This window comes from Luteitalea sp. TBR-22, assembly GCF_016865485.1.
GTDB lineage: Bacteria > Acidobacteriota > Vicinamibacteria > Vicinamibacterales > Vicinamibacteraceae > Luteitalea.
On sequence record NZ_AP024452.1, the window covers coordinates 4,169,456 to 4,193,794 of the forward strand.

General features: G+C 70.2%; 18 protein-coding genes. 5 read left to right on the forward strand and 13 right to left on the reverse strand.

The annotated features are described in order from the left end of the window. Nucleotides 1–40: 40 nt before the first annotated feature. From ettA to TBR22_RS17545, 4 genes are all read right to left on the reverse strand, one after another. A complete protein-coding gene (ettA, locus tag TBR22_RS17530) occupies nucleotides 41–1,693 on the reverse strand; it encodes an energy-dependent translational throttle protein EttA (protein WP_239489141.1) in 1,653 nt (550 codons plus the stop codon). Nucleotides 1,694–1,804: 111 nt separating this feature from the next. Continuing rightward, nucleotides 1,805–2,824, reverse strand: coding sequence for a TIGR00266 family protein (locus TBR22_RS17535; protein ID WP_239489142.1), 1,020 nt, complete (start codon nucleotides 2,822–2,824; stop codon nucleotides 1,805–1,807). A 137-nt stretch (nucleotides 2,825–2,961) separates the two neighbouring features. Beyond that, nucleotides 2,962–3,711 carry a DUF533 domain-containing protein gene (locus TBR22_RS17540; protein ID WP_239489143.1) on the reverse strand — a complete coding sequence of 250 codons (750 nt, stop codon included), beginning with the start codon at nucleotides 3,709–3,711 and terminating at the stop codon, nucleotides 2,962–2,964. Nucleotides 3,712–3,722: 11 nt separating this feature from the next. Beyond that, the gene (locus tag TBR22_RS17545) at nucleotides 3,723–4,355 is read right to left on the reverse strand and encodes an alpha/beta hydrolase (protein ID WP_239489144.1); all 633 of its coding nucleotides are present in this window, start codon (nucleotides 4,353–4,355) and stop codon (nucleotides 3,723–3,725) included. A 280-nt stretch (nucleotides 4,356–4,635) separates the two neighbouring features. On the opposite strand from TBR22_RS17545, the gene dinB reads away from it, so the two are divergent. Both dinB and TBR22_RS17555 read left to right on the forward strand, forming a co-directional pair. Further along, the gene (gene dinB / locus TBR22_RS17550) at nucleotides 4,636–5,745 is read left to right on the forward strand and encodes a DNA polymerase IV (protein ID WP_239489145.1); all 1,110 of its coding nucleotides are present in this window, start codon (nucleotides 4,636–4,638) and stop codon (nucleotides 5,743–5,745) included. Between the two features lie 58 nt (nucleotides 5,746–5,803). After that, on the forward strand, nucleotides 5,804–6,943 hold the full coding sequence (locus TBR22_RS17555; protein ID WP_239489146.1) for a hypothetical protein: 1,140 nt from the start codon (nucleotides 5,804–5,806) through the stop codon (nucleotides 6,941–6,943). A gap of 6 nt (nucleotides 6,944–6,949) precedes the next feature. On the opposite strand, the gene TBR22_RS17560 is transcribed toward TBR22_RS17555, so the two are convergent. Continuing rightward, the gene (locus TBR22_RS17560; protein WP_239489147.1) at nucleotides 6,950–8,803 is read right to left on the reverse strand and encodes an ABC transporter ATP-binding protein; all 1,854 of its coding nucleotides are present in this window, start codon (nucleotides 8,801–8,803) and stop codon (nucleotides 6,950–6,952) included. Further along, nucleotides 8,800–9,993 (reverse strand): peptidylprolyl isomerase, encoded by a 1,194-nt coding sequence (locus TBR22_RS17565; RefSeq protein WP_239489148.1) that lies wholly within the window; start codon nucleotides 9,991–9,993, stop codon nucleotides 8,800–8,802. Before TBR22_RS17565 ends, TBR22_RS17560 begins: the two co-directional genes overlap by 4 nt. Nucleotides 9,994–10,155: 162 nt before the next feature. Between TBR22_RS17565 and TBR22_RS17570 the strand changes: the two genes are divergently transcribed. Continuing rightward, nucleotides 10,156–12,240: a S9 family peptidase gene (locus TBR22_RS17570; RefSeq protein WP_239489149.1), complete on the forward strand. Its 2,085-nt coding sequence runs from the start codon at nucleotides 10,156–10,158 to the stop codon at nucleotides 12,238–12,240. Next, complete coding sequence (locus TBR22_RS17575; protein WP_239489150.1) at nucleotides 12,240–13,091, forward strand: BPSS1780 family membrane protein; 852 nt, start codon at nucleotides 12,240–12,242, stop codon at nucleotides 13,089–13,091. Before TBR22_RS17570 ends, TBR22_RS17575 begins: the two co-directional genes overlap by 1 nt. A gap of 63 nt (nucleotides 13,092–13,154) precedes the next feature. Here TBR22_RS17575 and TBR22_RS17580 read toward each other — a convergent pair whose 3' ends face one another. Continuing rightward, nucleotides 13,155–14,654 carry a serine/threonine-protein kinase gene (locus TBR22_RS17580; RefSeq protein ID WP_239489151.1) on the reverse strand — a complete coding sequence of 500 codons (1,500 nt, stop codon included), beginning with the start codon at nucleotides 14,652–14,654 and terminating at the stop codon, nucleotides 13,155–13,157. Beyond that, complete coding sequence (locus TBR22_RS17585) at nucleotides 14,651–15,205, reverse strand: sigma-70 family RNA polymerase sigma factor (RefSeq protein WP_239489152.1); 555 nt, start codon at nucleotides 15,203–15,205, stop codon at nucleotides 14,651–14,653. Before TBR22_RS17585 ends, TBR22_RS17580 begins: the two co-directional genes overlap by 4 nt. A 272-nt stretch (nucleotides 15,206–15,477) precedes the next feature. On the opposite strand from TBR22_RS17585, the gene rsgA reads away from it, so the two are divergent. Beyond that, nucleotides 15,478–16,590: a ribosome small subunit-dependent GTPase A gene (gene rsgA / locus TBR22_RS17590; RefSeq protein ID WP_239489153.1), complete on the forward strand. Its 1,113-nt coding sequence runs from the start codon at nucleotides 15,478–15,480 to the stop codon at nucleotides 16,588–16,590. 115 nt (nucleotides 16,591–16,705) lie between these two features. On the opposite strand, the gene TBR22_RS17595 is transcribed toward rsgA, so the two are convergent. From TBR22_RS17595 to acnA, 5 genes are all read right to left on the reverse strand, one after another. Then, nucleotides 16,706–18,940: a molybdopterin cofactor-binding domain-containing protein gene (locus TBR22_RS17595; protein WP_239489154.1), complete on the reverse strand. Its 2,235-nt coding sequence runs from the start codon at nucleotides 18,938–18,940 to the stop codon at nucleotides 16,706–16,708. Further along, nucleotides 18,937–19,431, reverse strand: coding sequence for a (2Fe-2S)-binding protein (locus TBR22_RS17600; protein WP_239489155.1), 495 nt, complete (start codon nucleotides 19,429–19,431; stop codon nucleotides 18,937–18,939). The genes TBR22_RS17595 and TBR22_RS17600 overlap by 4 nt, the downstream gene beginning before the upstream one ends. 159 nt (nucleotides 19,432–19,590) lie before the next feature. Next, nucleotides 19,591–20,148, reverse strand: coding sequence for a YqgE/AlgH family protein (locus TBR22_RS17605; RefSeq protein ID WP_239489156.1), 558 nt, complete (start codon nucleotides 20,146–20,148; stop codon nucleotides 19,591–19,593). A 134-nt stretch (nucleotides 20,149–20,282) separates the two neighbouring features. After that, the gene (gene queG, locus TBR22_RS17610) at nucleotides 20,283–21,341 is read right to left on the reverse strand and encodes a tRNA epoxyqueuosine(34) reductase QueG (RefSeq protein ID WP_239489157.1); all 1,059 of its coding nucleotides are present in this window, start codon (nucleotides 21,339–21,341) and stop codon (nucleotides 20,283–20,285) included. Nucleotides 21,342–21,470: 129 nt separating this feature from the next. After that, the gene (gene acnA / locus TBR22_RS17615; protein ID WP_239489158.1) at nucleotides 21,471–24,173 is read right to left on the reverse strand and encodes an aconitate hydratase AcnA; all 2,703 of its coding nucleotides are present in this window, start codon (nucleotides 24,171–24,173) and stop codon (nucleotides 21,471–21,473) included. Between the last annotated feature and the right edge of the window lie 166 nt (nucleotides 24,174–24,339).

Sequence of the window (24,339 nt, forward strand, 5' to 3'; positions counted from 1 at the left end):
CGGCGCGGTCGGAGACCGCGCCCTGCCTGTGTGCGGAGCCCTACCTGGTGAGCTTGCGGTACTTGACCCGGTGTGGCGTGTCGGCCGCGGTGCCGAGGCGGCGGTGCCGGTCGGCTTCGTAGTCCTGATAATTGCCCTCGAACCACACCACCGTGCTGTCGCCCTCGAAGGCGAGGATGTGGGTGGCGATGCGATCGAGGAACCAGCGGTCGTGGCTGATGACCACGGCGCAGCCGGCGAAGTCGAGCAGCGCTTCCTCGAGCGCGCGCAGGGTGTCGACGTCGAGGTCGTTGGTCGGCTCGTCGAGCAGCAGCAGGTTGGCGCCGCTGCGCAGCAGCTTGGCCATGTGCACCCGGTTGCGCTCGCCGCCCGACAACTGGCCCACCAGCTTCTGCTGGTCGCGCCCCTTGAAGTTGAACCACGACACGTAGGCGCGCGAGGCGACGGTGCGCTTGCCGAGGGTGATCTCGTCGTGACCGCCCGAGATCTCCTCCCACACGGTGCGATCGCCCTTGAGCGCGTCGCGTGACTGGTCGACGTACCCGAGCTGCACGGTCTCGCCGAGGCGCAGCGTGCCGGCGTCGGGTTGCTCGACGCCGGTGATCATCCGGAACAGGGTCGTCTTGCCGGCGCCATTGGGCCCGATCACGCCGACGATGCCGCCGCGCGGCAGCGTGAACGTGAGGTTCTCGAAGAGCAGGTTCTCGCCGAACGACTTCTTGAGGTCGCGCGCTTCGACAACGATGTCGCCGAGGCGCGGGCCGGGCGCGATGTAGATCTCGACCGAGTCGAGCTTCTCCTTGGTGTCCTGCGCCAGCAGGTCCTCGTACGCGTTGAGGCGGGCCTTGCCCTTGGCCTGGCGGGCCCGCGGCGACATCCGGATCCAGTCCAGCTCACGCTGCAGCGATCGCTGGCGCCGTGATTCGGCCTTGGCTTCCTGCGCGAGGCGCTGCTGCTTCTGGTCGAGCCAGCTGGAGTAGTTGCCCTCCCAGGGAATGCCCTGGCCGCGATCGAGCTCGAGGATCCAGCCCGCCACGTTGTCGAGGAAGTAGCGATCGTGCGTGATCGCGACGACCGTGCCCTTGTATTCCTTGAGGAACGTCTCGAGCCACGCCACCGACTCGGCGTCGAGGTGGTTGGTCGGCTCGTCGAGGAGCAGCAGGTCGGGCGACTGCAGCAGCAGTCGGCAGAGGGCGACGCGACGCTTCTCGCCACCCGACAACGTCGTCACGTCGGCGTCCGGCGGCGGCAGGCGCAGCGCGTCCATCGCGAGTTCGAGCTTGCTGTCGAGGTTCCAGGCGTCGACCGCGTCGATCTTGTCCTGGATGGCGGCGAACTCGTCGGCGGTCTCGTCCGAGTAGTTGGCCGAGAGCTCGTCGAAGCGCGCGAGGAGATCCTTGATCGCCTGCACGCCTTCCTCGACGTTGCCGAGCACCGTCTTGGACGCGTCCAGCTGCGGCTCCTGCGGCAGGTAGCCGACCGTGCAGCCCTGCGCGAGGAAGGCCTCGCCCGAGAATTCCTTCTCGACGCCGGCCATGATCCGCAGCAGCGTCGACTTGCCAGCGCCGTTGTAGCCGAGGACGCCGATCTTGGCGCCGGGCAGGAACGACAGCCAGATGTCCTTGAGCACGACCTGGTCCGGGGGATAGACCTTGGTCAGCCCCTTCATCGTGTAGATGTACTGAGGTGCCATGCAGGTGGGACGAGCGAACCTTTTCCAGTGAGTGTGGCGAGCGAGAGCCCGTGTATCGGGCTGCCCCGCGACCCGGCCACAGGGGGCCAGGCCGCGGGACAGTGTACCAAGCTAGTTGTCGCCGTCCAGAAGATTGCCGAGACCGCCGAGGACCGAGCCTTCTTCCTTGCCGCCGCGCGCCAGGCCCGGCGCGGCCTTCATGATGCGGTCGGCCATGCGGCTGAGCGGCAGCGACTGCAGCCAGACGCGCCCCGGGCCGGTCACGACCGCGAAGAAGAGCCCTTCCCCGCCGAAGAAGGCGGTCTTCACCTTGCCGACGAACTGCACGTCGTACTGCACCGACGGCGTCAGCGCCACGAGGCAGCCGGTGTCGACGCGCAGCGTCTCGCCGGCCTTGAGGTCGAACGACTCGATCATCCCGCCGGCGTGCACGAAGGCCAGGCCGTCACCCGTCAGGCGCTGCATGATGAAGCCCTCGCCGCCGAACAGGCCGACGCCGATCTTCTTCTGGAACGCGATGCCAATCGAGATGCCCTTGGCCGCAGCGAGGAAGCTGTCCTTCTGGCAGATCAGCTCACCCCCGAGCGACTTGAGGTCCATCGGCAGGATGCGCCCGGGATAGGGCGCCGCGAACGCCACCTTCTGCAGCGACGAGGTGGGGTTGGAGAAGACCGTCGTGAACAGGCTCTCTCCGGTCAGCAGACGCTTACCGGCGCCCATGAGCGCGCCCATGATGCCGCCCGACTGCTGTTGGCTGCCGTCGCCGAACACCGTGTCCATCTGGACGCCCGACGTCATGTACATCAACCCCCCGGCCTCGGCCACGGCGGCTTCGCCCGGATCGAGCTCGACCTCCACGAACTGCACGTCCTCGCCGACGATGCGGTAGGTGAGCTCGAAGGCCTTCTGGCCGATCGGCGGCGGGGCCGCGATGGGCATCGGCGCCGGCGGCGCGGCGGCCGCCGAGAAGAACACGCTCAGTTGCGGCGTGTCCCGGGCCGCCTGCCACTGCGTCATGCCGGTGGTGAAGACGAGCGTGTCTGGCGTGACCTGGCCGGACCTGATGCGGCTGGCGAGGTCATCGAGCGAGATGGGGCCGACGGGTTGGCTGTTCTGGGCGTAGTACCACATGGTCGGGAGTCGGGAGTCGGGAGTCGGGAATCGGGAATCGGGGATGCGGATCGGACTGGGGCTGTGCAGGGCGCGCTCTCCCCCGGGACTTCGCTCAGGGCGAGCGAGCGCGCCGTTCACATGTGTCGGGACCGATCCTACTGCTGGCCGCCGGCCAGCGTCTCGTGCTCGATGCGGTCGACGTCGGCGTGGTCGAGGCGCAGCAGTCGCTGCAGCTGCGTGAGGTACATGCGCTCGCCCGGCGAGACGTCGCCTTCCCCGTGCACGACGGCCCACGCCAGCGCGTAGGCCGCCAGCTTCTGCTCCGGCGTCGTGAACGCCGGCGTGATCGCGTCGAGCGGCCGGCGCGCGGCGAGTTCCGCGTCGACCAGTGCCGCGGCGCCCAGGCGCGACGCGTGCGCACGAATGGTCGTGCGCTCTTCCTCCGAGAGATCGCCGTCGGCGCGCGCCGCGCTCACGGCGAGTTGCACGAGCGGCAGCAGTTGCGCCGGGACCGGTACGTCCGGCACCGGCACCGGCGGCGGTGTCGCGCCAGGAATCGGCGGCAACGGTGGCGGGACGGGCACGGACCCAGGCGCGCCCATCACGCCCTGCGGCACGGCCGACGGCGTGCCGCCGCCGGGCACGGGCGGAGGCGCCTGGCCGCCAGCGTACCCGCCCTGTACCGGCGCGCTGCCACTGCCCTGCTGCATCGTCTCGATGGCGCCCCAGATCAGGCCGCCGACGGTGAGCAGCGTGCCGGCGTTGACCAGGCCGCCGCTCGACCGGCGTCCGCCACCAAGCACACCGCCCGCCAGGGACGACAGGTCGAAGCCACCGCGCCGGCGCTTCGTCTTGCCCCCCAGGAACCCGCCGACCAGCTCGCCGATGAGGCGTTCAGGATCCATGTACCCACACCTTACGAAGCAAACCCGGAGGAGTTCAGCCACGCCTGGGCGCGCGACACGTCGTCGCGCGTCAGGTTGTGGCCACCTGACGACCAGAACGGGGTCACGGTGGCACCCGCGGCGGTGAGCAGGTCGGCGAGCTTGCGCGCCTCGCCGATCGGCACGATGGGATCGGCTTGACCTGCGGCCAGGAAGACGGCACGCCCGGCCAACGACGGGAGCGGCTCGGGCGCCAGCGCGAACTGCGCGTGCAGCAAGGCCGCTCCCGCGAAGCTGTCGGGATGCAGCAGCATGGTCGCGTGGGCGATGTTGGCGCCGTTGGAGTAGCCGACCGCCACCATGCGCTGGCGATCCACGCCGTAATGGGCCGCCGCCTCGTCGAGGAACGCGGCGAGTTCGCCGGCCCGCACCCGCAGGTCGTCGAGGTCGAACCGCCCCTCACCGAACCGCCGGAAGAAACGCGGCAACGCACCCTCGAGGACCCGCCCACGCGGGCTGAGCAACGCCGCGGTCGGGTGGAGCGCCTTGCCGAGCGGCAGCAGGTCGCGTTCGTCGCCGCCCGTGCCGTGCAGCATCACCAGCGTGGTCGTCGCGCCGCCCTCGGCCGGCACGAACTCGTGGGTGAACCCGGAAAGCGTGGGCATGGGATCACTGTACCCGGGAACCGGGCACCGGGTGACACAGGCAGGACGCGGTGTCCGCACCGCGCCGTCATCGGGGCACTGACGAACGCCGGCGGAAACACGCCGCCCTACCCGCCACGATCGGTCTGCCCGGCGCCTCGCCGCTGCCTGCCGGACAAGGCCGGCAGCTGCACCAGCGACGGAGCCCCAGTCGTCGCGGCGGCCGATCCGGCGTCAAGCGCCGAGCCTTCCGCCCTAAACGTCAAACGTCAAACGTTAAGCGTTATCCTGTCTTCGCCATATGTTCTCCCGCCCCGCCGACGTGCGCCGGATCCTGCACATCGACATGGACGCGTTCTATGCGTCGGTCGAGCAGCGGGACCGTCCGGAGTTGCGTGGCAGACCGGTTGCGGTGGGCGGCCGGCCGGAGAGCCGCGCGGTGGTGTGCGCGGCGTCGTACGAGGCACGGAAGTTCGGCGTGCGCTCGGCCATCCCGATGTCGCGCGCGGTGCGTCTCTGCCCCGACCTCGTGGTCGTCCCCACCGACTTCGCCAGGTACCGAGCGGTGTCGCAACAGGTGTTCGCGCTGTTCCGGTCGGTGACGCCGCTGGTGGAGCCGCTCTCGCTGGACGAGGCGTACCTCGACGTCACCGAGAACGCGTGGGGCGAGGCGCTGGGCGTCGACGTCGCCCGGCGGCTCAAGGACGCCATCAAGGAAGAGACGGGACTCACGGCGTCGGCCGGCGTGGCGCCGAACAAGTTCCTGGCCAAGATCGCCTCGGGCTGGCGCAAGCCCGACGGGCTCACGGTCATCGCGCCGGAGCGCATGGAAGCGTTCCTGCAGCAGTTGCCGATCGACGCGCTGTGGGGCGTCGGCCCGGTCACCGCCGGCCGGCTGCGTGCGCACGGCATCGAGAAGCTGGTGGACGTGCGCGCCGCGCCCCCGGCCACGCTCCACGCGGCGGTCGGCTCGCAGGCCGGCTGGCTCACCGCGCTCGCGTGGGGACGCGACGATCGGCGCGTCGTGCCCGATCGCGCCGCCAAGTCGCACGGCGCCGAGCGCACCTACCACGAGGACCTGCGCGACGTCGCGCTGATGCGCGCCCACCTCGCGCACCTGGCGGGCATCTGCGGCGACTGGCTGACGCGCAAGCACCTGCGCGCCCGCACCGTCACCCTGAAGGTGCGCTACGACGACTTCACCACCGTCACGCGGAGCCAGAGCGTGCCTGGCGGCCTGAGCGACACGCCGACGCTCGTCACCCACGCCCATGCGCTGCTCGAGCGCACCGAGGCCGGCGTGCGACCGGTCCGCCTGCTCGGCGTCAGCGCGCACAACCTCGTGGATCCATCGGCCGCCTTCGTCGCGCACGAGGGTCGCCTCCCCTTCGACGAGGGCACGCCCGCGTGACGACCGGGGACACGCGTGTCGTGTTCCATTAGCATGTGGCGGTCGGCTCCGCCCGCCCATGCGTGTTCCCGCCCCGCTGCTCCGGTTCCTCCTGCTCCTGATCGTGGTCGCAGCCGTCATCGGCCTGCGGCAGCCGGACAAGGTCCTGTACCCGCAGTTCTGGGCCGAAGACGCCTCCATCTTCTACCTGGAGGCCGAGCACCTCGGCACCGACAGCCTGTGGCATCCGTACAACGGCTACTGGCATGCGTACTCCCGCTCGTTCGCCTGGGCCGGCACCCGGATCCCGATTCGCCTGTTGCCTGCCTGGTACGCCCTGGCGGGACTGGTCGCGACCGTGCTGGCGCTGCACGCGGCACTCCGGCTGTGGCCCCCCTCGGCCCATCTGGCCCGGGCCGCAGCCGTCGGCGTCGTCGTCCTGGCGCCTTTCACCGACGAGCTCTGGCTCACCCTCACGAACAGCCAGTGGTTCGGGGCGCTCCTGCTGGTCGCGGAACTCGCCGGGCCCGCTCCGTTGCACGCGACGACCGCGCTGTGTCGCCTCGGCCTGGTCGCCGTCATGGCCCTGAGCGGCCCCTTCGGGCTGCTGCTCCTTCCCGTGGCCGCCTGGCGTGCGTGGTGGCATCGCGACGCCTGGAGCCGGGGCCTGCTCGCCACATTCGCGGCAGCCGCAGCGGTCACCGCCCTCGCCCTCGCGCACCACCCACGCACTGCGGCCGCCACCGGCCTGGCCGACCGCGTCGGGGAGCTGTGGTCGGTGATCACGGCGAGTCCGCTTCGCGCCGGCGTCCTCTCCGGTGGGATGTCGTTGCTGGTCGCGACGATGGCCGTCGGCGTGGGCCGTCGACGATGGCCCGTCGTCGCCTGCAGTGTGGGCAGCCTCTGCCTCGTCGCGGTCACCCTGGCGACCGTCCCACCCACCCAACTGGTCGCCGGACGCTACATGTTCGTCCCGTGGGTGTGTGGGCTCTGGGCCGCGTTGCTGCTGGCCAGCGAGGGGATGCGGCGAGCCTGGCTCCCGGTGGCGCTGGCGCTCGGGCTGGCCCTCGCCCGATTCCGCCTGCCGGCCATGCAGCACTACGACTGGGCCAGCGATGCTGCGTGCCTCGAGGCCCGCGAGGCCTGCGACATGCTCGTCAATCCGGGCTGGCCGGTCGGCCTGCCCGGCCGGGGGCCGCTCCCACCGGAGCCGCGCTGACGCGCGTCACGCTCTGGCGGGACCGGGGGCGGCCTTCGCGGCCTCCGTCGGGTCTGGCGTGAAGTCCTCGCCGGGGTTGATGAAGCGATCGAGTTCCACCGCGTACTGCCGGTCGTGCAGCTGCCGGTAGCGGCCGTCGAGCGCCATCAGCTCCTTGTGCGTGCCGCGCTCGACGACGCGGCCTTCCTCGATCACGAGGATCTGGTCGGAGGTGCGGATGGTCGAGAGGCGGTGCGCGATGACGAACGTCGTGCGTCCCTTGCGCAGCGTGCGCAGTGCCTCCTGGATCTTGGCCTCGCTCTCGCTGTCGAGGCTCGACGTCGCCTCGTCGAGGATCAGGATGCGCGGGTCGGCGAGGATGGCGCGGGCAATCGCCACGCGCTGCCGCTGGCCGCCCGACAGGCGCACGCCCCGCTCCCCCACCACGGTCCTGTAGCCCTCCGCGAAGCCGTCCACGAACTCGTCGCAGTACGCGATCCTGGCGGCCGTGATCACCTCGTCCATGGACGCGTGCGGGTTGGCGTAGCGGATGTTGTCGGCGATCGTGCCGTCGAACAGGAAGTTCTCCTGCAGCACGATGCCGAGCTGCGACCGGTAACTCGCGAGCCGCACCTGCTCGAGGTCCTGGCCGTCGATGAGGACGCGGCCGCGGGTCGGCCGGTTGAAGGCCATCACGAGGCTGATCAGCGTGCTCTTGCCCGACCCGCTCGAGCCGACGAGCGCGGTGGTCGACCCGGCCGGCGCGTCGAACGTCACGCCCTTGATGACCGGCACGCCCTCGTTGTACTCGAACCACACGTCCTCGAACGTGACGCGGCCCCGCACGTCGGTGAGGTCGCGACGACCCTCGTCCTCGGCGTCCTCGGTGGCCATCTTCTTGATCTCGTGGATGCGGTCGAGCCCGGCGAGCGCCTCGGTGAGCTGCGTGCCGATGGAGGCAATCGAGATCAGCGGGGCCGCGACCAGGCCGGTGAAGAAGACGTACATCACGAAGTCGCCGAGCGTCATGGTGCCGGCGACGATCGCCCGGCCGCCGATCGTGATCATGATGACGCCCGTCACGCCGATGATCACCGTGCCCATGGCGGTGGTCGCCGACACACCGGTCATCGACTGCGCGACGTTGCGCAGCAGGCGATGCACGCCCTTGCTGAAGACGATCTCCTCGCGCTTCTCCGCGGTGTAGGCCTTGACCACGCGGATGCCGCCGAGCGACTGCGAGAGCCGACCGGTCACCTCGGCGTTGATCTGCCCGCGCTCGCGGAACAGCGGCCGCAGCCGCTTGAAGGCCACGGCCATGATCCCGCCGAAGGTGCCCAGCACCACGATCATCACCAGCGTGAGGTGCCAGTTCAGCCAGAACAGCACGCCGAGGCCGATCAGCGCCGACAGGATGCCCCCCGTGAGCTGCACGAGCCCGGTGCCCACCAGGTTGCGGATGCCCTCGGCGTCGTTCATCACCCGCGAGATGAGCACGCCGGTCTGCACCGTGTCGAAGTAGCGCACCGGCAGGCGCGCCACGTGGGCCTGCACCGACCGGCGCATCTCGGTGATCGCGCCCTGCGCCGCCACGCCGAGGATCTGCGACAGCGAGAACGACGTCACCGCCTCGACGAGCGTCGACAGCGCCACGGCGCCGGCGAGCGGCCACAGCAGCTCCGACCGGCCCTTGCCGATCACGTCGTCGACGAGGAACTTCGTCGACGCCGGCAGCACCAGGCCCGTGAGGCGGTTGACCAGCATGAGGCTCAGGCCGAGCCCCAGCCGGGCCCGGGCCTTCCACACCAGGCCCTTGGCCTCCTCCCAGGCGTTGCCGTAGTCGACCTTCTTCTTCTTGGCCTGGTCCTTCGCGTCGCTCACTGCGGGCCCTTCGTCAACGTCACCTTCGTGATCCCGATGCGTGTCCGCGGCGCCTCGCCGTCGAGCGGCGCCTGTTCGATGGCCGAGACCACGTCCATCCCCGAGAGCACGCGGCCGAACGCCGTGTACTTGCCGTCGAGGGATGGCGAGGCTGCCGTGCAGATGAAGAACGAGGTGCTGGCGCTGTCGGGATCGTCGCCCCGCGCCATGCTCACGATGCCCGCCTCGTGCTTGAGCGGGTTGAACTCGCCCTTCACGGTGCCGACGTGCCTGCGCTGCACCTGCGTCAGGGGCGCAGGCCGCGACGAGAGGTCGCCGGCCTGGATGGCGAACTTCGGCACGATGCGGTGGAAGCCGGTGCCGTCGTAGACCCCGAGTTGCGCGAGGCGCAGGAAGTTGCGGACGTGACCCGGCGCGGCGTCGGGCGCGAACCCGATGACGATGTCGCCCATCGTCGTGGAGATCGTGGCGCGGTACTGCGCCAGTTCCTCGACGGGCGTCTCGGCGAACGGCGCGGCGGTCGGCGGCGGCGTGTCGCGCACCGTCGCCTTCGTGATCGCGATGCGCGTGGTCAGCTTGCCGTTGGCGTCGAGCGGCGACTGCGAGATCTGCTCGGCAACCTCGAGCCCCTCGACCACCTCGCCGAAGACGTCGAACTGCCCATCCAGCCCGGGCTGGTCTGTGAGGCAGATGAAGAACTGCGCGCCGGCGCTGTCAGGCTTGTTGGGCACGAGCACCGACGACACCGCCCCGCGCAGGTGCTTGCGCGCATTCGGCTCACGCTTGAGGCGATTGAGGCCGCCGGTGCCGTACAGCGCCGACTTCGCCGGGTCCTTCGAGATCGGGTCGCCGCCCTGCACGATGCCCATCGCCACGGCGCGGTGGAACACCGTGCCGTCGTAGGCGCCGGCCTCGGCCTGATCGAGCACGAACCCGACGTGATTGGGCGCCGCCGCTGCATCGAGCTGGATGACGATGGCGCCCTGCGTCGTCTCGAGCACCAGCTGCTTGTTCTGCAGGGCTGCCGCCGGGCGCGTCGTCGTGTAGAACCCGCTGGCTCCCGGCGAGGCCGGGGCCGGGGCCGGCGCAGGCCGCCTGCGGGCCTGGGCACCGGCGTCAGCGGCGAGCGCCAGCAGCCCCAGCGTGGCGCCGAGAAGCGCCATCCTGCCTGGATCCAGCCGGAAATGCACCAGCCGATTCTATCGCGGGGGACGTGGCGGGCCTGCCCAAAGAGGTAGGGCGCGGTGTCTCACCTCGCCGCGTTCGGCCGCCAAACGGCGCGGTCGGAGACCGCGCCCCGCTCGCTGAATTGAGCGACAATGCTCGGGTTCGCCCGAAAGGACCTCCTCCCGATGATGCGCTTGCCGTTCGCCTGCCGACTCGTGCTGCCGGCCACCCTGCTGGTCGCCGCCCCCGTCCTGGGCCAGTCGCCTGCCCCTGCCACCACGGCGGCGACCCCGACGCCTCGCCGGATCACCCTGGCCGACGTCGACCGGATCGCCTCGGTGCGCGACCCGCAACGGTCGCCCGACGGGCAGTGGGTCGCCTACGCGGTCAGCACCGTGGACGTCGCCAAGGACAAGTCCGACACCGACATCTGGATGGTGAAGTGGGACGGGTCCGAGACCGTGCGCCTGACGTCGGCCGGCGAGTCCGAGTCGTCGGCGCGGTGGAGCCCCGACGGCAAGTGGATCTCCTTCCTTCGCCAGGACGAGAAGAAGAAGTCGCAGGTCTGGACGCTCAGCCGCCTCGGCGGTGAAGCGCAGAAGCTCACCGACATCGCCGGCGGCGTGTCCGACTACGTCTGGGCGCCGGACGGGCGGTCGCTCGTGCTCGTGTCGCGCGACGTCGATCCCACCGCGGGCGAGGACAAGCCGGACAAGGCCCCCAAGCCGATCGAGATCGAGACCTTCAAGTTCAAGCGCGACATGGTCGGCTACGTCGACGGCAAGTTGCGCACGCACCTCTACCTGTTCGACGTCGCCGCGAAGACGACCACGCAGCTGACCAGCGGCGCCTGGGACGACTCCGCCCCGGCGATCTCCCCTGACGGCCGTCACGTCGCGTTCCTCAGCGCCCGCTCGGACGCCCGCGAGAAGTCCAGCGTGCGCGAGGTGTACGTCGTCGAGGCGAAGGCCGGGGCGACGCCGCGGCAGGTGAGCACGAAGGTGGCCCGTCACGCCGATCCCCTCGCGTTCAGCCCGGACGGGTCGAAGCTCCTCTACATGGAGGGCGGCGACCCGCGCTACGACGCGTATGAGCAGTTCCACATCGCGGTCGTGCCGGTGGCCGGCGGTCCGGCCGTGAACCTCACGCCGACGCTCGACCGCCCCGTCGGGGACGCCGTGTGGTCCCGGGACGGCTCGCGCATCACCTTCGTCGTCGCCGACGATCGCGAGCGGTACGTGGCGACGGTGCCTGCCGCTGGCGGCGCGGTGACGCGCGTGACCAGGGGGCAGCAGGTCGTGAGCAGCCTCGCCGAGAGCCGCGCCGACGGCAACGTCGCCCTCGTGGTCAGCACGCCGACGCAGGCCGACGAGATCTTCGCGCTCGACGGCGGCACGCTGCGCAAGCTGACCACGCACAACGACTGGATGGCCAGGGAACTCACCCTGGGCACGCTGAAGCCCGTGGAGTTCACCAACAAGGAAGGCGTGCGCATCGGCGCGCTGCTGACGCTGCCGCCGGGGACGACCACGGCGAGCAAGCTGCCGTTCGTCCTGCACATCCACGGCGGCCCCAACGGCCAGGACAACTACGGCTTCATGTTCGACCGCGAGTGGATCGCCGCCAACGGCTACGCGGTGCTGCAGGTGAACTACCGCGGCAGCCACGGCCGCGGCCAGGCCTTCCAGTCGGCCATCTACGGCGACTGGGGGAACAAGGAAGTCGCCGACCTGCTGGCGGGCGTGGACTGGGCGATCAAGGAAGGCATCGCCGACCCCAACCGTCTCGGCATCGGCGGCTGGAGCTACGGCGGCATCCTGACCAACTACACCATCGCGAGCGACCCGCGCTTCAAGGGCGCGGTCAGCGGCGCCGGCAGCTCGCTGCAACTCACGATGTACGGCACCGACCAGTACATCGTGCAGTACGAGACCGAGATGGGCCAGCCCTGGAAGAACATGGAGCGCTGGATGAAGGTCTCCTACCCGTTCTTCAAGGTCGAGCAGATCCGCACGCCGACGATGTTCATGGCCGGCGAGAAGGACTTCAACGTGCCGGCGATCGGCAGCGAGCAGATGTACCAGGCACTCAAGTCGATCGGTACGCCCACCAGGCTGGTGATCTACCCCGGCCAGTTCCACGGCATCACGCGACCGAGCTACCGCCGCCACCGCCTCGAACAGTGGGTGAAGTGGTTCGACACCTACGTGAAGACCGGCGCCGGCGCGCCGACGACGGCCGGAGCGGCGGCGACGTCCGGCCGCGACTGATGGAACCGCGCGTCGTTGCGGCGAGGCGGGGCCTGGACTGGCTGCGCGAGGGGCTCGACCTGTTCGCCATGGCGCCGGGGACGTGGCTCGGAATCACGCTGCTGTTCTCGATGATGATCGTCGCGCTCTCGGTCATCCCGTTCGTCGGGATGTTGCTCAGCGTCGCCATCCCGATCTTCATCGGCGGCCTGATGCTCGGGTGCGACGCGCAGCGGCTGGGCCGGCCGCTCGAGGTGCGCTACCTGTTCAACGGGTTCGAGGCGCCGCGCCTGCAGCCGCTTGCGGTCGTCGGCGCGCTCTACCTGGCCGGATCCATCGTGGTGATGATCCCGGTCATCGCCGTGGTCGTCGGCACGAGCGTGGCCTCGGCCGTCGCGGCCGTGTCTGCCAGTGGTGCCGGGAGCTCGTCGGCCGGCCTGGGCACGCTCGGCCTGTCGGCCGTGCTGTTCGGCGTCGGCCTGCTGCTGGTGATGGCGGCCTCGATCCTCCTGTCGATGACCCTCTGGTTCGCGCCGGCGCTGGTGGTGTTCCGCAACATCGCCCCACTCGAGGCGATGAAGGCCAGCTTGCGCGGCGCGCTGCGCAACATCGGCGCGTTCACCATCTACACGCTGTCGCTGCTCGGCGTCGGCCTGCTGGTGATGCTGCCGTTGCTGGCCGCCATCCTGTTGGCGGCCGCCCGCGGCACGAGCGGCGGCGATCTGACGCCGATGCTCGCCATCGCGATCGGCGGTGCCAGCCTCTTCGCCCTCATCTGCATCGTGCTGCTGATGCCGCCGATGTGGGGCGCGATGTACGCCAGCTACCGCGACGTGTTCGGTGATGCTGGCAATTTGGAATTTGACATGTGACATAGACGGGCGAGGGCCTTCGGCCCCTCGCCGCGCCCCACGAGCATCTCGAATTCTCCAATTTCAAATTTCTGATGCACGTCTCGTCGCGGGCTCGATCACCAGCGACGCCATCAGCAGGCACACCGCGAGGCCCGCGGTGACCAGGGCGGCCACCAGGCGGGTCTCGCCCGCATGCAGCGCCAGTCCTGCGAGCACGCTGGCGTAGACGACGTCGAGGGTCGTCAGCAACGGCCACAACCGCTGCCGCGCCTGGGCGACCGGACGCGGGTAGTGCTTCACGCTGAACCACAGGTGCAGGCGCAGTGACGTGGCGGTGGAGGCCAGGGTGACCAGCGCCATGTAGCCGGGCGTCCGCCAGCGCGGCGGGAGCGCGCCGGCCACCGAGGACCCCGGCCACAGCAGGCCGATGTAGAGCGCGGCCGTCACCGCATGGTGCACGTCGTGCCACGGCGGCGCGGCGGCGGTCCGCACTGCGTCCGGCACGGAGGCCACCGGTGCAATCGCCTGCGAGGTCGCCGAGGCGCGTGCTGCGGCGAGCGCCTGCGCCACCTCGCCCATCGACCCGAATCGATCGCCGGGCTGCCGAGAGAGGCACCGATGGACGATGGCGATGTCGTCGGGCCAGAGGTCTCTCGCCACGACCGACAACGGCGTGGGCTCGTCGCGCAGCATGCGCGCCCACACGCCGGCCACCGGTCCCTCGCCGAACGCGTGCCGCCCGCTGGCCGCTTCGTAGAGCACGAGGCCGAACTGGAACTGGTCCGACAGCGCCGACGGCTGCCCGCCGTCGAGCACCTCCGGCGCCTGCGCCAGCATCGTCCCCGTGAAGTGCCCCACGTGCGTGAGTCGCGTGTCGCCCTCGGCGGTCGTCGCCAGGGCGATGCCGAAGTCGATCAACCGCACCCCGTCGCGGCCGAGCACCACGTTGGCCGGCTTCACGTCGCGGTGCACGACCTGCGCGGCATGCGCAGCTCCGAGCGCTTCCGCCAGCGCCCGGGCCACGTCGTGCCAGCGCTCGCGCGGCAGCGGTCCCTCGCTTGCCAGCACCTCGGCCAGGGTCTGCCCTTCGACGTACTCGGCGACGATCACGGGGGTGCTGCCGATCTCCTCGAGGGCGTGCACCGAGACGATGTGCGGATGGCGCAGTTGCGCCGCCGTGCGTGCCTCACGCTGCAGGCGCGCCCGCGCCTGCGGGTCGCGCGCCGTGGCGGCCGGCAGCACCTTCAGCGTGACCTTGCGCCCGAGTCGCGGGTCGAGCGCCACGTACAACACGCCCATCCCGCCGCGCGCCAGCAGTCGCTCGACGACGTAGGGTCCCAGCGTCTCGCCGGGCGCGAGTTCGCGCCCGCCGGCCTCGTCGAGCAGGTCGACCGGCTGCACCGCTGCGCCGCCCTCGAGGAACCCGTCGTCACGGTCGGCCTCGAGCAGGCCGAGCACCTCGCGACGGACGAGCGTGTCGTCGCCGCAGGCGCGATCGAGGAAGGCGGCGCGCTCGTCGGCCGGCAGGTCGCGAGCCTCGCCGAAGAGCGCGGTGACGCGCGCCCACTGCTCCGGCGTCACGTCCCGGCTCCCGTGGAAAGGCGGCGACGGAGCCACGCCCGCGCGAGCGCCCAGTCGCGCTTCGCCGTCGCGGGCGCGACGCCGAGTTCGGCCGCAGCCTCCTCGATGGTCAGGCCGCCGAAGTAGCGCAACTCGACCAGCCGGGCCTGTCGAGGCTCCAGCTCGGCGAGCGCGGTCAGCGCCTCGTCGAGAGCCTCGACGTCGGGATCGCCACCGGGCGCGGCCGCTGCATCGTCGACGAGCGTCACGCGGATGCTGTCGCCGCCGCGCTTGAGGGCGTGCCGCGCCCGGGCCTGCTCGACCAGGATCTGCCGCATCGCGTTGGCGGCGATGGCGCAGAAGTGGGCGCGGTTGACCCAGGACGTGTTGGCCTCGCGCAGCAGCCGCACGTAGGCCTCGTGCACGAGCGCCGTGGGCTGCAGGGTGATCGCGTCGCGCTCGCCGCGCACATAGTGCCCGGCCAGCCGCCGCAGGTCCTGGTAGACCTCCGGCCACAGCGCATCGAGGGCATCCTGCCCTCGTTGCCGAGCTGGCTCGTCCGGGTGCGACATCGCAGAGATTCTAAGTGCAGGCCCGCCGTCTCGTGCATGGCGAAGGCGTAAGATGCAGTGCCGACACTCTTACGTGCCGACAAGGAGAGGGGCATGGGCGACAAGGGTGGGAAGAAGGACAAGGAGAAGGACAAGCAGCAGAAGGTGAAGAAGCAACAGGCCGAGACCAGGCGCAAGGAAGACAAGCAGCCGAAGCGTGCGTCGTGACGCCGGCGGCCCCGCCGCGCGTCGGGGGTCGGGCGTTGCCACCCGACGAGTTACGCTGTACCCACATGGACGCTGAGGTGACCCTCGAGGTGCTCGGCTGGGATGCGCGCTGGGCCGAGGCGTGGGCCGCGCATCACCACGACGGCGATGGCCGCGTCCCCGCCCGCGTTGTCGTCGAAAGCCAGCACATCTACCGCGTCCACACGGGGCGTGAGGACCTGCTCGCGCGCATCACGGGCCGCATCCGTCACAAGTTCGCCAGCCGGGAGGCGTTTCCAGCGGTAGGCGACTGGGTCGCCCTCAAGCCGGCCGGCGCCGCCGAGGAGATGGCCCGCATCGTCGACGTGCTGCCACGGCGCGGACGCTTCGTCCGCAAGGCAGCGGGCACGGCCGCGGAAGCGCAGGTGGTCGCGGCCAACGTCGACGTGGTCTTCCTCGTGAGCGGCCTCGACCACGACTTCAGCGTCCGTCGCATCGAGCGCTACCTCCTGGCCGCGATGGAGGGGGGCGCCTCGCCCGTGATTGTCCTGAACAAGGCCGACCTGCCGCGCGATCAGGACGAAGTGCGTCACGCGCTCGGCCCGGTCGCGGGGCACGTGCCCGTCGTGATGATGAGCGCCAGGTCCGGCGTCGGCGTCGACGAGCTCCGCGCGCACATCGGACCAGGGCGCACCGCAGCCTTCCTCGGATCCTCCGGGGTCGGCAAGTCCACGCTCATCAACCGCCTCATCGGCCGTGACGTGCAGCGCACCGCTGAAGTGCGCGAGAGCGACAGCAAGGGCCGTCACACGACCACGCACCGCGAACTGGTGGTGCTGCCGGGTGGTGGCCTGCTGATCGACACGCCGGGCATGCGCGAACTGCAGTTGTGGGACGTGTCGACGGGCCTCGACGACGCGTTCGAGGACATCGCCACGCTAGGCGTAGGGTGCCGCTTCCGCGACTGCACGCACGACACGGAGCCGGACTGCACCGTGAAAGTCGCCGTGGCCGAGGGCCGGCTCGCGGCGGAACGCCTCGCGAACTACCAGCGCCTCCGCAAGGAGGTGCTCGCCAAGCCCGTCGAGGAGGCCGACATCAAGGCCGCCGCCGAGCGCCGCCGCGACGAGCGCGTGGCGTCGAAGGCGTTGAAGAAGCTGTACTCGAACAGGCTCAAGACTCAGGACTCAGGGCGCTGAGAGCATCCTGACAGGGCTCAGGGCTACAGGCTCAGGGCTCAGGGCTCAGGGCTCAGAGAGCATCCTGACAGGGTGCATTCTGAGCCGCGAGCCATGAGCCTCGAGCCACGAGTCGTCAGCTGTTGGACACCCGCCTGATCGGCAACTCGCGCAGACGCTTGCCGGTGGCGGCAAAGATCGCATTGGCGATCGCCGGCGCCATCGGCGGCACACCAGGCTCGCCCACACCGGCGGGGGCCGCCGTGCTGGGAACGATGTGGACGTGGGTCTCGCGCGGCGCCTCGACCTGCCGCGCCAGCACGTAGGTCGAGATGTTCTGCTGATCGATCCTGCCGCCCGTGGCGGTGATCTCGCTCAGCATCGCGATGCTGGTGCCGAACACCGCCGCGCCCTCGAACTGCGCCTTCACGCGGTCCGGGCTGATGACGAGCCCCGGATCGACGGCCACGTGCACCGTCGGGATCTTCACCTGTCCGCGCGCGTTGACCTCCACCTCCACCACCGTGGCGATGTAGCTGAGGAAGCTGTAGTGCGCGGCGATGCCGAGGGCACGCCCGGCGGTGGCGGGCTTGTTGGCCCAGCCCGACTTCTCGGCCACCAGCTCGATCACGCGGCGCAGGCGTGCCGTGTCGAACGGGTGCTTCGGGTTCGGACGGGCGCCCTTCACCCCTTCGGCCGCCAGGTCGATGACACGCGGCTCGCCGATCAGCTTCAGGAGGTACTGCACCCGATCGGCCTTGGCCGCCGCGGCCAGTTCGTCGGTGAAGCTCTGGACGGCGAACGCGTGGTGGATGTGGGCCACCGAGCGCATCCACCCGATGCGCACCGGCGAGGGCGACGGGTTGTTCTCGACGCGCAGGTTGGCAATCCGGTACGGGATGTCCGAGAAGCCCATGCCCACCTGGAAGCCGCCGTACTGCTCCTTCTCGTCGAAGGTGGAGCCGATCGGCGGGAACGCGGTGCGCGCCAGCAGGCTGGTCGGCAGGCCCGAGGCGTCGACCGCCGCCTTCATGTACATCGCGGCCGGCGCATGGAAGTAGTCGAACTGCAGGTCGTCCTCGCGCGTCCACACGACCTTGACCGGCTTGCCCACCTGCCGGGCGAGCAGCGCGGCCTCGGCGCAGTAGTCAGGCTTGGACTTGCGACCGAAGCCGCCGCCGAGCAGCGTCACGTGGCAGGTGACGTCCTCGGCCTTGATGCCGAGTGCCTCGGCCACGGTGTCCTGCACGGCCTGGGGATTCTGCGTGCAGGTCCAGACCTCCGCCTTGCCGTCCTTCACCTCGGCCACCGCCATCGGCGGCTCCATCGGGGCGTGCGCCAGCATCGGCGTGTAGTACGTCGCTTCGTGCACGTTGGCTGCGCCGGCGAGCGCCTTCTCCGCGTCACCCTGATCGCGCACGACGCGGCCCGGCGTCCTGACGACGTCCATCAGGCTCTTCTTGAACGTCGCCGAGTCGAAGCTGCTGTTGGGACTGGCGCCCCAATGCACCTTCAGCGCCTCGCGGCCCTTGATGGCCGCCCAGGTCGAGTCGCCGACAACGGCGACGCCGCCGAGCGCCTTGAACCCATAGGGCGGCGTGGCGTGCGGGAGCTTCACCACGTCCTTGACGCCGGCGGTCGCGCGCGCCGCCGCGTCGTCGACGCCCGCCAGCGTGCTGCCGAGCACGGGCGGACGCGCGATCGTGGCAAACACCATCCCCGGCCGCTCGACGTCGATGCCGTAGGTCGCCGTGCCCTTCACGATCGGATCGAGGTCGACGACGGGCACCGGCTTGCCGACGTAGCGATAGTCCTCCGGCTTCTTGAAGCGGAGCGACTTCGCATCAGGCACCGGCAGGGTGCGCGCCGTCGCCACCAGTTCGCCGAAACCTGCCGACTTGCCGCTCTTCTCGTGCACGACGGCGTGGCTGCGTACCGCCACCTCCGCGACGGGCACGTTCCACTGCTTCGCGGCCGCCTGCTCGAGCATCGTGCGCGCGCTCGCCCCCGCCACGCGCATGGCCTCGTGGAAGTCGCGGATGGAGCACGACCCGTCGGTGTTCTGCGAGCCGTACTTCTTGTCGCCGATCGCCTGCACGACCTTCACCTTCGACCAGTCGGCGTCGAGTTCGTCGGCCACGACGAGCGGGAGCGACGTGCGGATGCCGGTGCCCATCTCGGATCGGTGCGCGACGATCTGCACGAGTCCGTCGGGCAGGATGGCGAGATAGACGCCCGGCTCCCACGCGGCCTGGGCGGCCACGTCGGCCGAGAACACCGACACCGGCACGAGCCTGGTGCCGAGGATGAACGCGCCGCTGGCGGCAGCGCCGCCGAGGAAGGCCCGACGCGAGACGCGGGTCGCGTTCATGCCTGCCTCCCGGCCGCCTGGGCCTCCTTGATGGCCGCGCGGATGCGCTGGTACGTGCCGCAGCGACACAGGATGCCTTCCATGTAGGACTCGATCTGCGCGTCGGTGGCGTTGGGGCGCGAGGCGAGCAACGCCGCGGCCTGCATGATCTGGCCGCTCTGGCAGTAGCCGCACTGCGGCACCTGGTGCTTCTTCCAGGCCGCCTGCAGCGGATGCTCGCCGCCAGCGGGGGCGAGCCCCTCGATGGTGACGATCTTCTTGCCGGCAAGCATCGACACGGGCGTCGCGCAGGACCGGATCGGCCGGCCGTCCATGTGGACGGTGCACGCGCCGCAGAGGCCGATGCCGCAGGAGAACTTGGTGCCGGTGAGCTTGAGGGTGTCGCGAAGCACCCAGAGCAGCGGCGTCTGGGGGTCGCCGGAGAAGCTCCGGGCCTCGCCATTGACGGTGAACTGCACGGTGGGCGCCGTGGGGGTTGACGGTTGAGCCATGGCGGGCCCAGTTTACCCGGTCACGGACGGCCTACGGCCATGGGGACGGCAGTCGGCCAGTTGGCAGTCGGCAGTGGGCGCGGCAGTCGACGTCCAGTCTCACCAGGGTGCGACGGCGGCGCGCGGCGAGTTCGGCCGTCAAACGTCAGACGTCAGACGTCAATGAACCCCCTGTCCCACCTGCAGGTTCCCGGGCTGCGTGCCCAGACGGCGGATCGCGGCGTCCCACATCTGGTCGGCGGGCGTGTCGAAGATGAGCCCAGGGTCGACGTCCACGGTGAGCCATGCCGACGCCGCCAGCTCGTGATCGAGTTGCCCCGGGCCCCACCCGGCGTACCCGGTGAGCACGCGGGCACGAGACGGCATCGTCTGGATCACGCGCCGGAGGAGTTCGACCGAGGTCGACAGGTACAGCCCGGGCGCGACCTCGGTCTCGGCCTCTTCCTCGATGGACTCGCCGAGCAGGATCCATCCCCGTTGCGGCTCGACCGGCCCCCCGGTCCACAGCAGCGGCCCGCTCGTGGTCGAGAGCGGCGGGTCGAAGGCCACCGCCTCGGCAGCCGCCGTCGTCGTCGGACGATTCAGCACGAGGCCGAATGCCCCATCAGCGGAGTGATCGCACAACAGCACGACCGTGCGATCGAAGTTCTCGTCCTGCATCTGCGGCATGGACAGCAGGAGGGTCGGCGCGAGGCTGGCGGACTCCCGGGCGCTCATGGATCGATGATACACACCCGGGCCCGGGGCACCTCCCCAGTCGTAGCCCTTCTGCGTCGACCAAGGTCGACGCCTACGTCCGGCGGTCGGAGTCTGGCGTCGGGCGTTCGGCGTCAGACGTTCGGCGTCCGGCGTCACCTGATCCTCGCCCGCGCCCACGCCAGGTGCTCGATGACGACCGGGTGCGCGAAGGAGGGATCCACCTGCGGGTCGCGCGGCTCGAGCAGCGCCGCCCTGGCCTCGGCATCGCCGGTGGCGGCGATGGCCAGCGCGAAGTTCCGGCGCAACCTCCACACTTTCGTCCGATACATCGGGCTGTGGCGGATGCTGGCCTGCAACTCGTCGTCGGAGGCCCGCCACACCTGCGCCAGCGTCGCCTGTCGCCACAGGGGTCGAGCCACCCACACCGGATCATCGGTGACCGCTGCGCCGTTGTTCCACGGGCACACGTCCTGGCAGAGGTCGCAGCCGTACACCTGCGATCCGAGCCAGTCCCGCTGCGCGGCGGCGATGCCCTCGTGCGACTCGATCGACACGTACGAGAGGCAGCGCGTCGCGTCGAGGACGTAGGGCGCGACGATGGCCTGCGTGGGACACACGTCGAGGCAGCGCGTGCACGTGCCGCAGCGATCCGGCACGGGCGTGCCGGTCGGCAGGTCGAGCGTCGTCAGGATGACCGTCAGGAACAGCCACGACCCGAGCTCCTGGTTGATCAGGCACGTGTGCTTGCCGACCCAGCCAAGTCCGGCGGCCGCGGCGAGCGCCTTCTCCTGCACTGGCCCGGTGTCGACGTAACCCACCGCCTCGAACCGGGCTCCGGCGTGCTCCTTCAACCAGCCGATGAGAAGGTGCTGCCGGCGACCGAGGACCTCGTGATAGTCCTCGCCCCACGCATAGCGGGCGATCCGTGCGTCACCGGGCGCCTCGCGCGCGATGGAGAGGGGCTCGTTCGTGTTGTAGATGGTGCCGGTGACGATGGCCGCGCGCGCACCGGGCAGCACGCGCGTCGGGTCCATGCGCGCCGCGACGCTGCGCGTGAGGTAGTGCAGATCGCCCGCGTATCCGCGCTCGACCCACTGCTTCAGGTAGTCGAGGCGCGCCACCTGCGCGACCGGCGCGATGCCGCACAGGTCGAAGCCCAGGGTCAGGGCATGGGCGCGGAGGGAGTCAACGGAAAACACGGCCTTCGTCATGGGGCCTTCGGCCTTCGGGGCCTCCACAAACACCACAGCGGCGCCGGAACGCTCCGACACCGCTGTGTGCTCTTCCAAGGCCGACGGCCGATGGCCCAAGGCCGGGAGGCTGCCGGACGAGTCCGGCAGCTACGCTTTCTTGACGAGCTGGCGCACGACGTACGGCAGGATCCCGCCGTGCCGATAGGCCGTCAGTTCCTCGGGCGTGTCGACGCGGACGCGCACGGTGAACGTCTTGCTGGTGCCGTCCTCCGCCGTGGCCGTGATGGCCAGCTCGCCGCGCGGCTTGAGCGAGGCGAGGGCGATGTCGAACACTTCGCGTCCGGTGAGCCCGAGGCTGGCCGCGCTCTCGCCGTCCTTGAACTGGAGCGGCAGGACGCCCATGTTGACCAGGTTGCTGCGGTGGATGCGCTCGAAGCTCTCCGCGATCACCGCCCGGACGCCGAGCAGGCGCGTGCCCTTGGCCGCCCAGTCGCGCGACGAGCCGGAGCCGTACTCCTTGCCCGCGATGACCATCAGCGGCACGCCGGCCGACTGGTACTTCATCGCGGCGTCGTAGATGCTCATCTGCTCGTCGCCGGGCATGTAGAGCGTGACCCCGCCCTCGGTGCCCGGTGCGACCTGGTTGCGGAGGCGGATGTTGGCGAACGTGCCGCGCATCATCACCTCGTGGTGACCGCGACGGGCGCCGTACTGGTTGAAATCGCGCGGCTGCACGCCGTTGGCGATGAGGTACTTGCCCGCCGGGCTGTCGGCCTTGATCGAGCCGGCCGGAGAGATGTGGTCGGTCGTCACGCTGTCGCCGAGCAACGCGAGGACGCGCGCGCCCTTCACGTCGGTGATGGGCTTGGGCTCGAGCTCCATGCCCTCGAAGTACGGCGGGTTGGCGATGTAGGTCGACGCCCCCTTCCACTCGAAGCGGTCGCCCTGCGGCGCCGGCAGCTGCTGCCAGCGCTCGTCGCCCTTGAACACGTCGGCGTAGCGACGCTGGTACATCTCCGACTGCACGGCCGACAGCATCGTCTGCTGGATTTCCTGCTGCGTCGGCCAGACGTCCTTGAGGTACACCGGCTGGCCGTCCTTGCCGATGCCCAGCGGCTCGGTGGTGATGTCGACGGTCAGCGAGCCGGCAATCGCGTAGGCGACGACCAGCGGCGGCGACGCGAGGTAGTTGGCGCGCACCAGCGGCTGGATGCGCCCCTCGAAGTTGCGGTTGCCCGACAGCACCGAGCAGACCACGAGGTCCTTCTCCTCGATGAGCGCCGAGACCTCGTCGGGGAGCGGGCCGCTGTTGCCGATGCAGGTCGTGCAGCCGTAGCCGACGAGGTTGAAGCCGAGGGCGTCGAGGTACGTGTTGAGGCCGGACTTGGCGTAGTACTCGGTGACCACCTGCGAGCCGGGCGCGAGCGAGGTCTTCACCCATGGCTTGCTGGTGAGGCCCTTCTCCACCGCCTTCTTCGCCACCAGGCCCGCGGCGATCATCACGCTCGGGTTCGACGTGTTGGTGCAGCTGGTGATGGCCGCCACGACGACCGCGCCGTGATCGAGCTGGTCGGCCCACGCCGGCGCCTGCACGGCGACGGCCGCGGCAGTGCCGCCGCCGCTGCCCTTCTTCTTCGGCTCGGCGAGCATCGCGTCGCGCGACTTGCCGAACGACCCCTTGGCGTCCTTCAGCGGCACGCGGTCCTGAGGACGACGCGGCCCGGAGAGACTGGGCTCCACCGTCGCCAGATCGAGCTCGATCGTCGTCGTGTAGACCGGGTCGACGGTCGCCTCGGTGCGGAACAGGTCCTGCGCCTTCGCATACGCCTCGACGAGCGCGATCTGCGCCTCCGAGCGGCCGGTGAGCCGCAGGAAGTCGAGCGTCATGTCGTCGATCGGGAAGATAGCGATCGTCGAGCCGTACTCGGGCGACATGTTGCCGATCGTCGAGCGGTCGGCAATCGTGAGGTGGCTCAGCCCGGGGCCGTAGAACTCGACGAACTTGCCGACGACGCCGTGCTTGCGGAGGCGCTCGGTGATCGTCAGCACCAGGTCGGTGGCGGTGATGCCTTCCTGCAGGCGGCCGGTCAGCTTGAAGCCGACGACGTCCGGGATCAGCATCGACGAGGGCTGGCCCAGCATCGCGGCCTCGGCCTCGATGCCGCCGACGCCCCAGCCCACCACCCCGAGGCCGTTGACCATCGTCGTGTGCGAGTCGGTGCCGAAGAGGGTGTCCGGGTACACGTACGTCTGGCCGTCGATGTCCTCGCGGCAGACGACGCGCGCGAGGTACTCGACGTTGACCTGGTGGACGATGCCCGTCCCCGGCGGGACGACGCGGAAGTTCGAGAACGCGTTCTGGCCCCAGCGCAGGAACTCGTAGCGTTCGCCGTTGCGCTGGTACTCGAGGTCGACGTTGAGCGCGAAGCTGTCGCCCTGGCCGAAGTGATCCACCTGCACGGAGTGGTCGATGACCAGCTCCACCGGCTGCAGCGGGTTGACGCGCGACGGGTCGCCGCCCAGCTTGACGACGCCGTCACGCATGGCGGCGAGGTCGACCACGGCGGGCACGCCCGTGAAGTCCTGCAGGAGCACCCGGGCCGGCATGAAGGCGATCTCGCGCTCGGCGCCGCCCTTGACGTCCCACCCTGCCAGCGTCGCCACGTCGTCCTTCTTGACGAACGCGTTGTCCTCGCGCCGCAGCAGGTTCTCCAGCAGGATGCGGAGCGAATACGGGAGCTTCGCCACCCCGGGGAACCCGGCCGCCTCGAGGGCGGGCAGGCTGTAGTAGTGAACGGTCTCGCTACCGACCGTGAGGGTACGCCGGGTCTTGAAGGAATCGATGGCCATCGGGCCCGATCGTATCAAAGCGGAAGGAAAGAAGAGTAGAAGGGCAGAAGGAAAAAGGCAGGGCGGGAAGGGCGAAGCCACCGCAAGGTGGATGGGGGAAAGAAGGCGAGGGGCCCCTTCGACCGTCAAGGCTTCGCGCTTCCGGGCCTTCCGCCTTCCCGGTTTG

What these genes read in the sequence shown, in the direction of transcription:
- rsgA (WP_239489153.1), top strand. Translation starts at nt 15,478, where the DNA reads ATGGACGCTGAGGTGACCCTCGAGGTGCTCGGCTGGGATGCGCGCTGG.
- TBR22_RS17595 (WP_239489154.1), bottom strand. Translation starts at nt 18,940, where the DNA reads ATGAACGCGACCCGCGTCTCGCGTCGGGCCTTCCTCGGCGGCGCTGCC.
- TBR22_RS17555 (WP_239489146.1), top strand. Translation starts at nt 5,804, where the DNA reads ATGCGTGTTCCCGCCCCGCTGCTCCGGTTCCTCCTGCTCCTGATCGTG.
- TBR22_RS17540 (WP_239489143.1), bottom strand. Translation starts at nt 3,711, where the DNA reads ATGGATCCTGAACGCCTCATCGGCGAGCTGGTCGGCGGGTTCCTGGGG.
- TBR22_RS17575 (WP_239489150.1), top strand. Translation starts at nt 12,240, where the DNA reads ATGGAACCGCGCGTCGTTGCGGCGAGGCGGGGCCTGGACTGGCTGCGC.
- TBR22_RS17605 (WP_239489156.1), bottom strand. Translation starts at nt 20,148, where the DNA reads ATGAGCGCCCGGGAGTCCGCCAGCCTCGCGCCGACCCTCCTGCTGTCC.
- TBR22_RS17545 (WP_239489144.1), bottom strand. Translation starts at nt 4,355, where the DNA reads ATGCCCACGCTTTCCGGGTTCACCCACGAGTTCGTGCCGGCCGAGGGC.
- TBR22_RS17585 (WP_239489152.1), bottom strand. Translation starts at nt 15,205, where the DNA reads ATGTCGCACCCGGACGAGCCAGCTCGGCAACGAGGGCAGGATGCCCTC.
- TBR22_RS17570 (WP_239489149.1), top strand. Translation starts at nt 10,156, where the DNA reads ATGATGCGCTTGCCGTTCGCCTGCCGACTCGTGCTGCCGGCCACCCTG.
- TBR22_RS17600 (WP_239489155.1), bottom strand. Translation starts at nt 19,431, where the DNA reads ATGGCTCAACCGTCAACCCCCACGGCGCCCACCGTGCAGTTCACCGTC.
- acnA (WP_239489158.1), bottom strand. Translation starts at nt 24,173, where the DNA reads ATGGCCATCGATTCCTTCAAGACCCGGCGTACCCTCACGGTCGGTAGC.
- ettA (WP_239489141.1), bottom strand. Translation starts at nt 1,693, where the DNA reads ATGGCACCTCAGTACATCTACACGATGAAGGGGCTGACCAAGGTCTAT.
- queG (WP_239489157.1), bottom strand. Translation starts at nt 21,341, where the DNA reads ATGACGAAGGCCGTGTTTTCCGTTGACTCCCTCCGCGCCCATGCCCTG.
- dinB (WP_239489145.1), top strand. Translation starts at nt 4,636, where the DNA reads ATGTTCTCCCGCCCCGCCGACGTGCGCCGGATCCTGCACATCGACATG.
- TBR22_RS17535 (WP_239489142.1), bottom strand. Translation starts at nt 2,824, where the DNA reads ATGTGGTACTACGCCCAGAACAGCCAACCCGTCGGCCCCATCTCGCTC.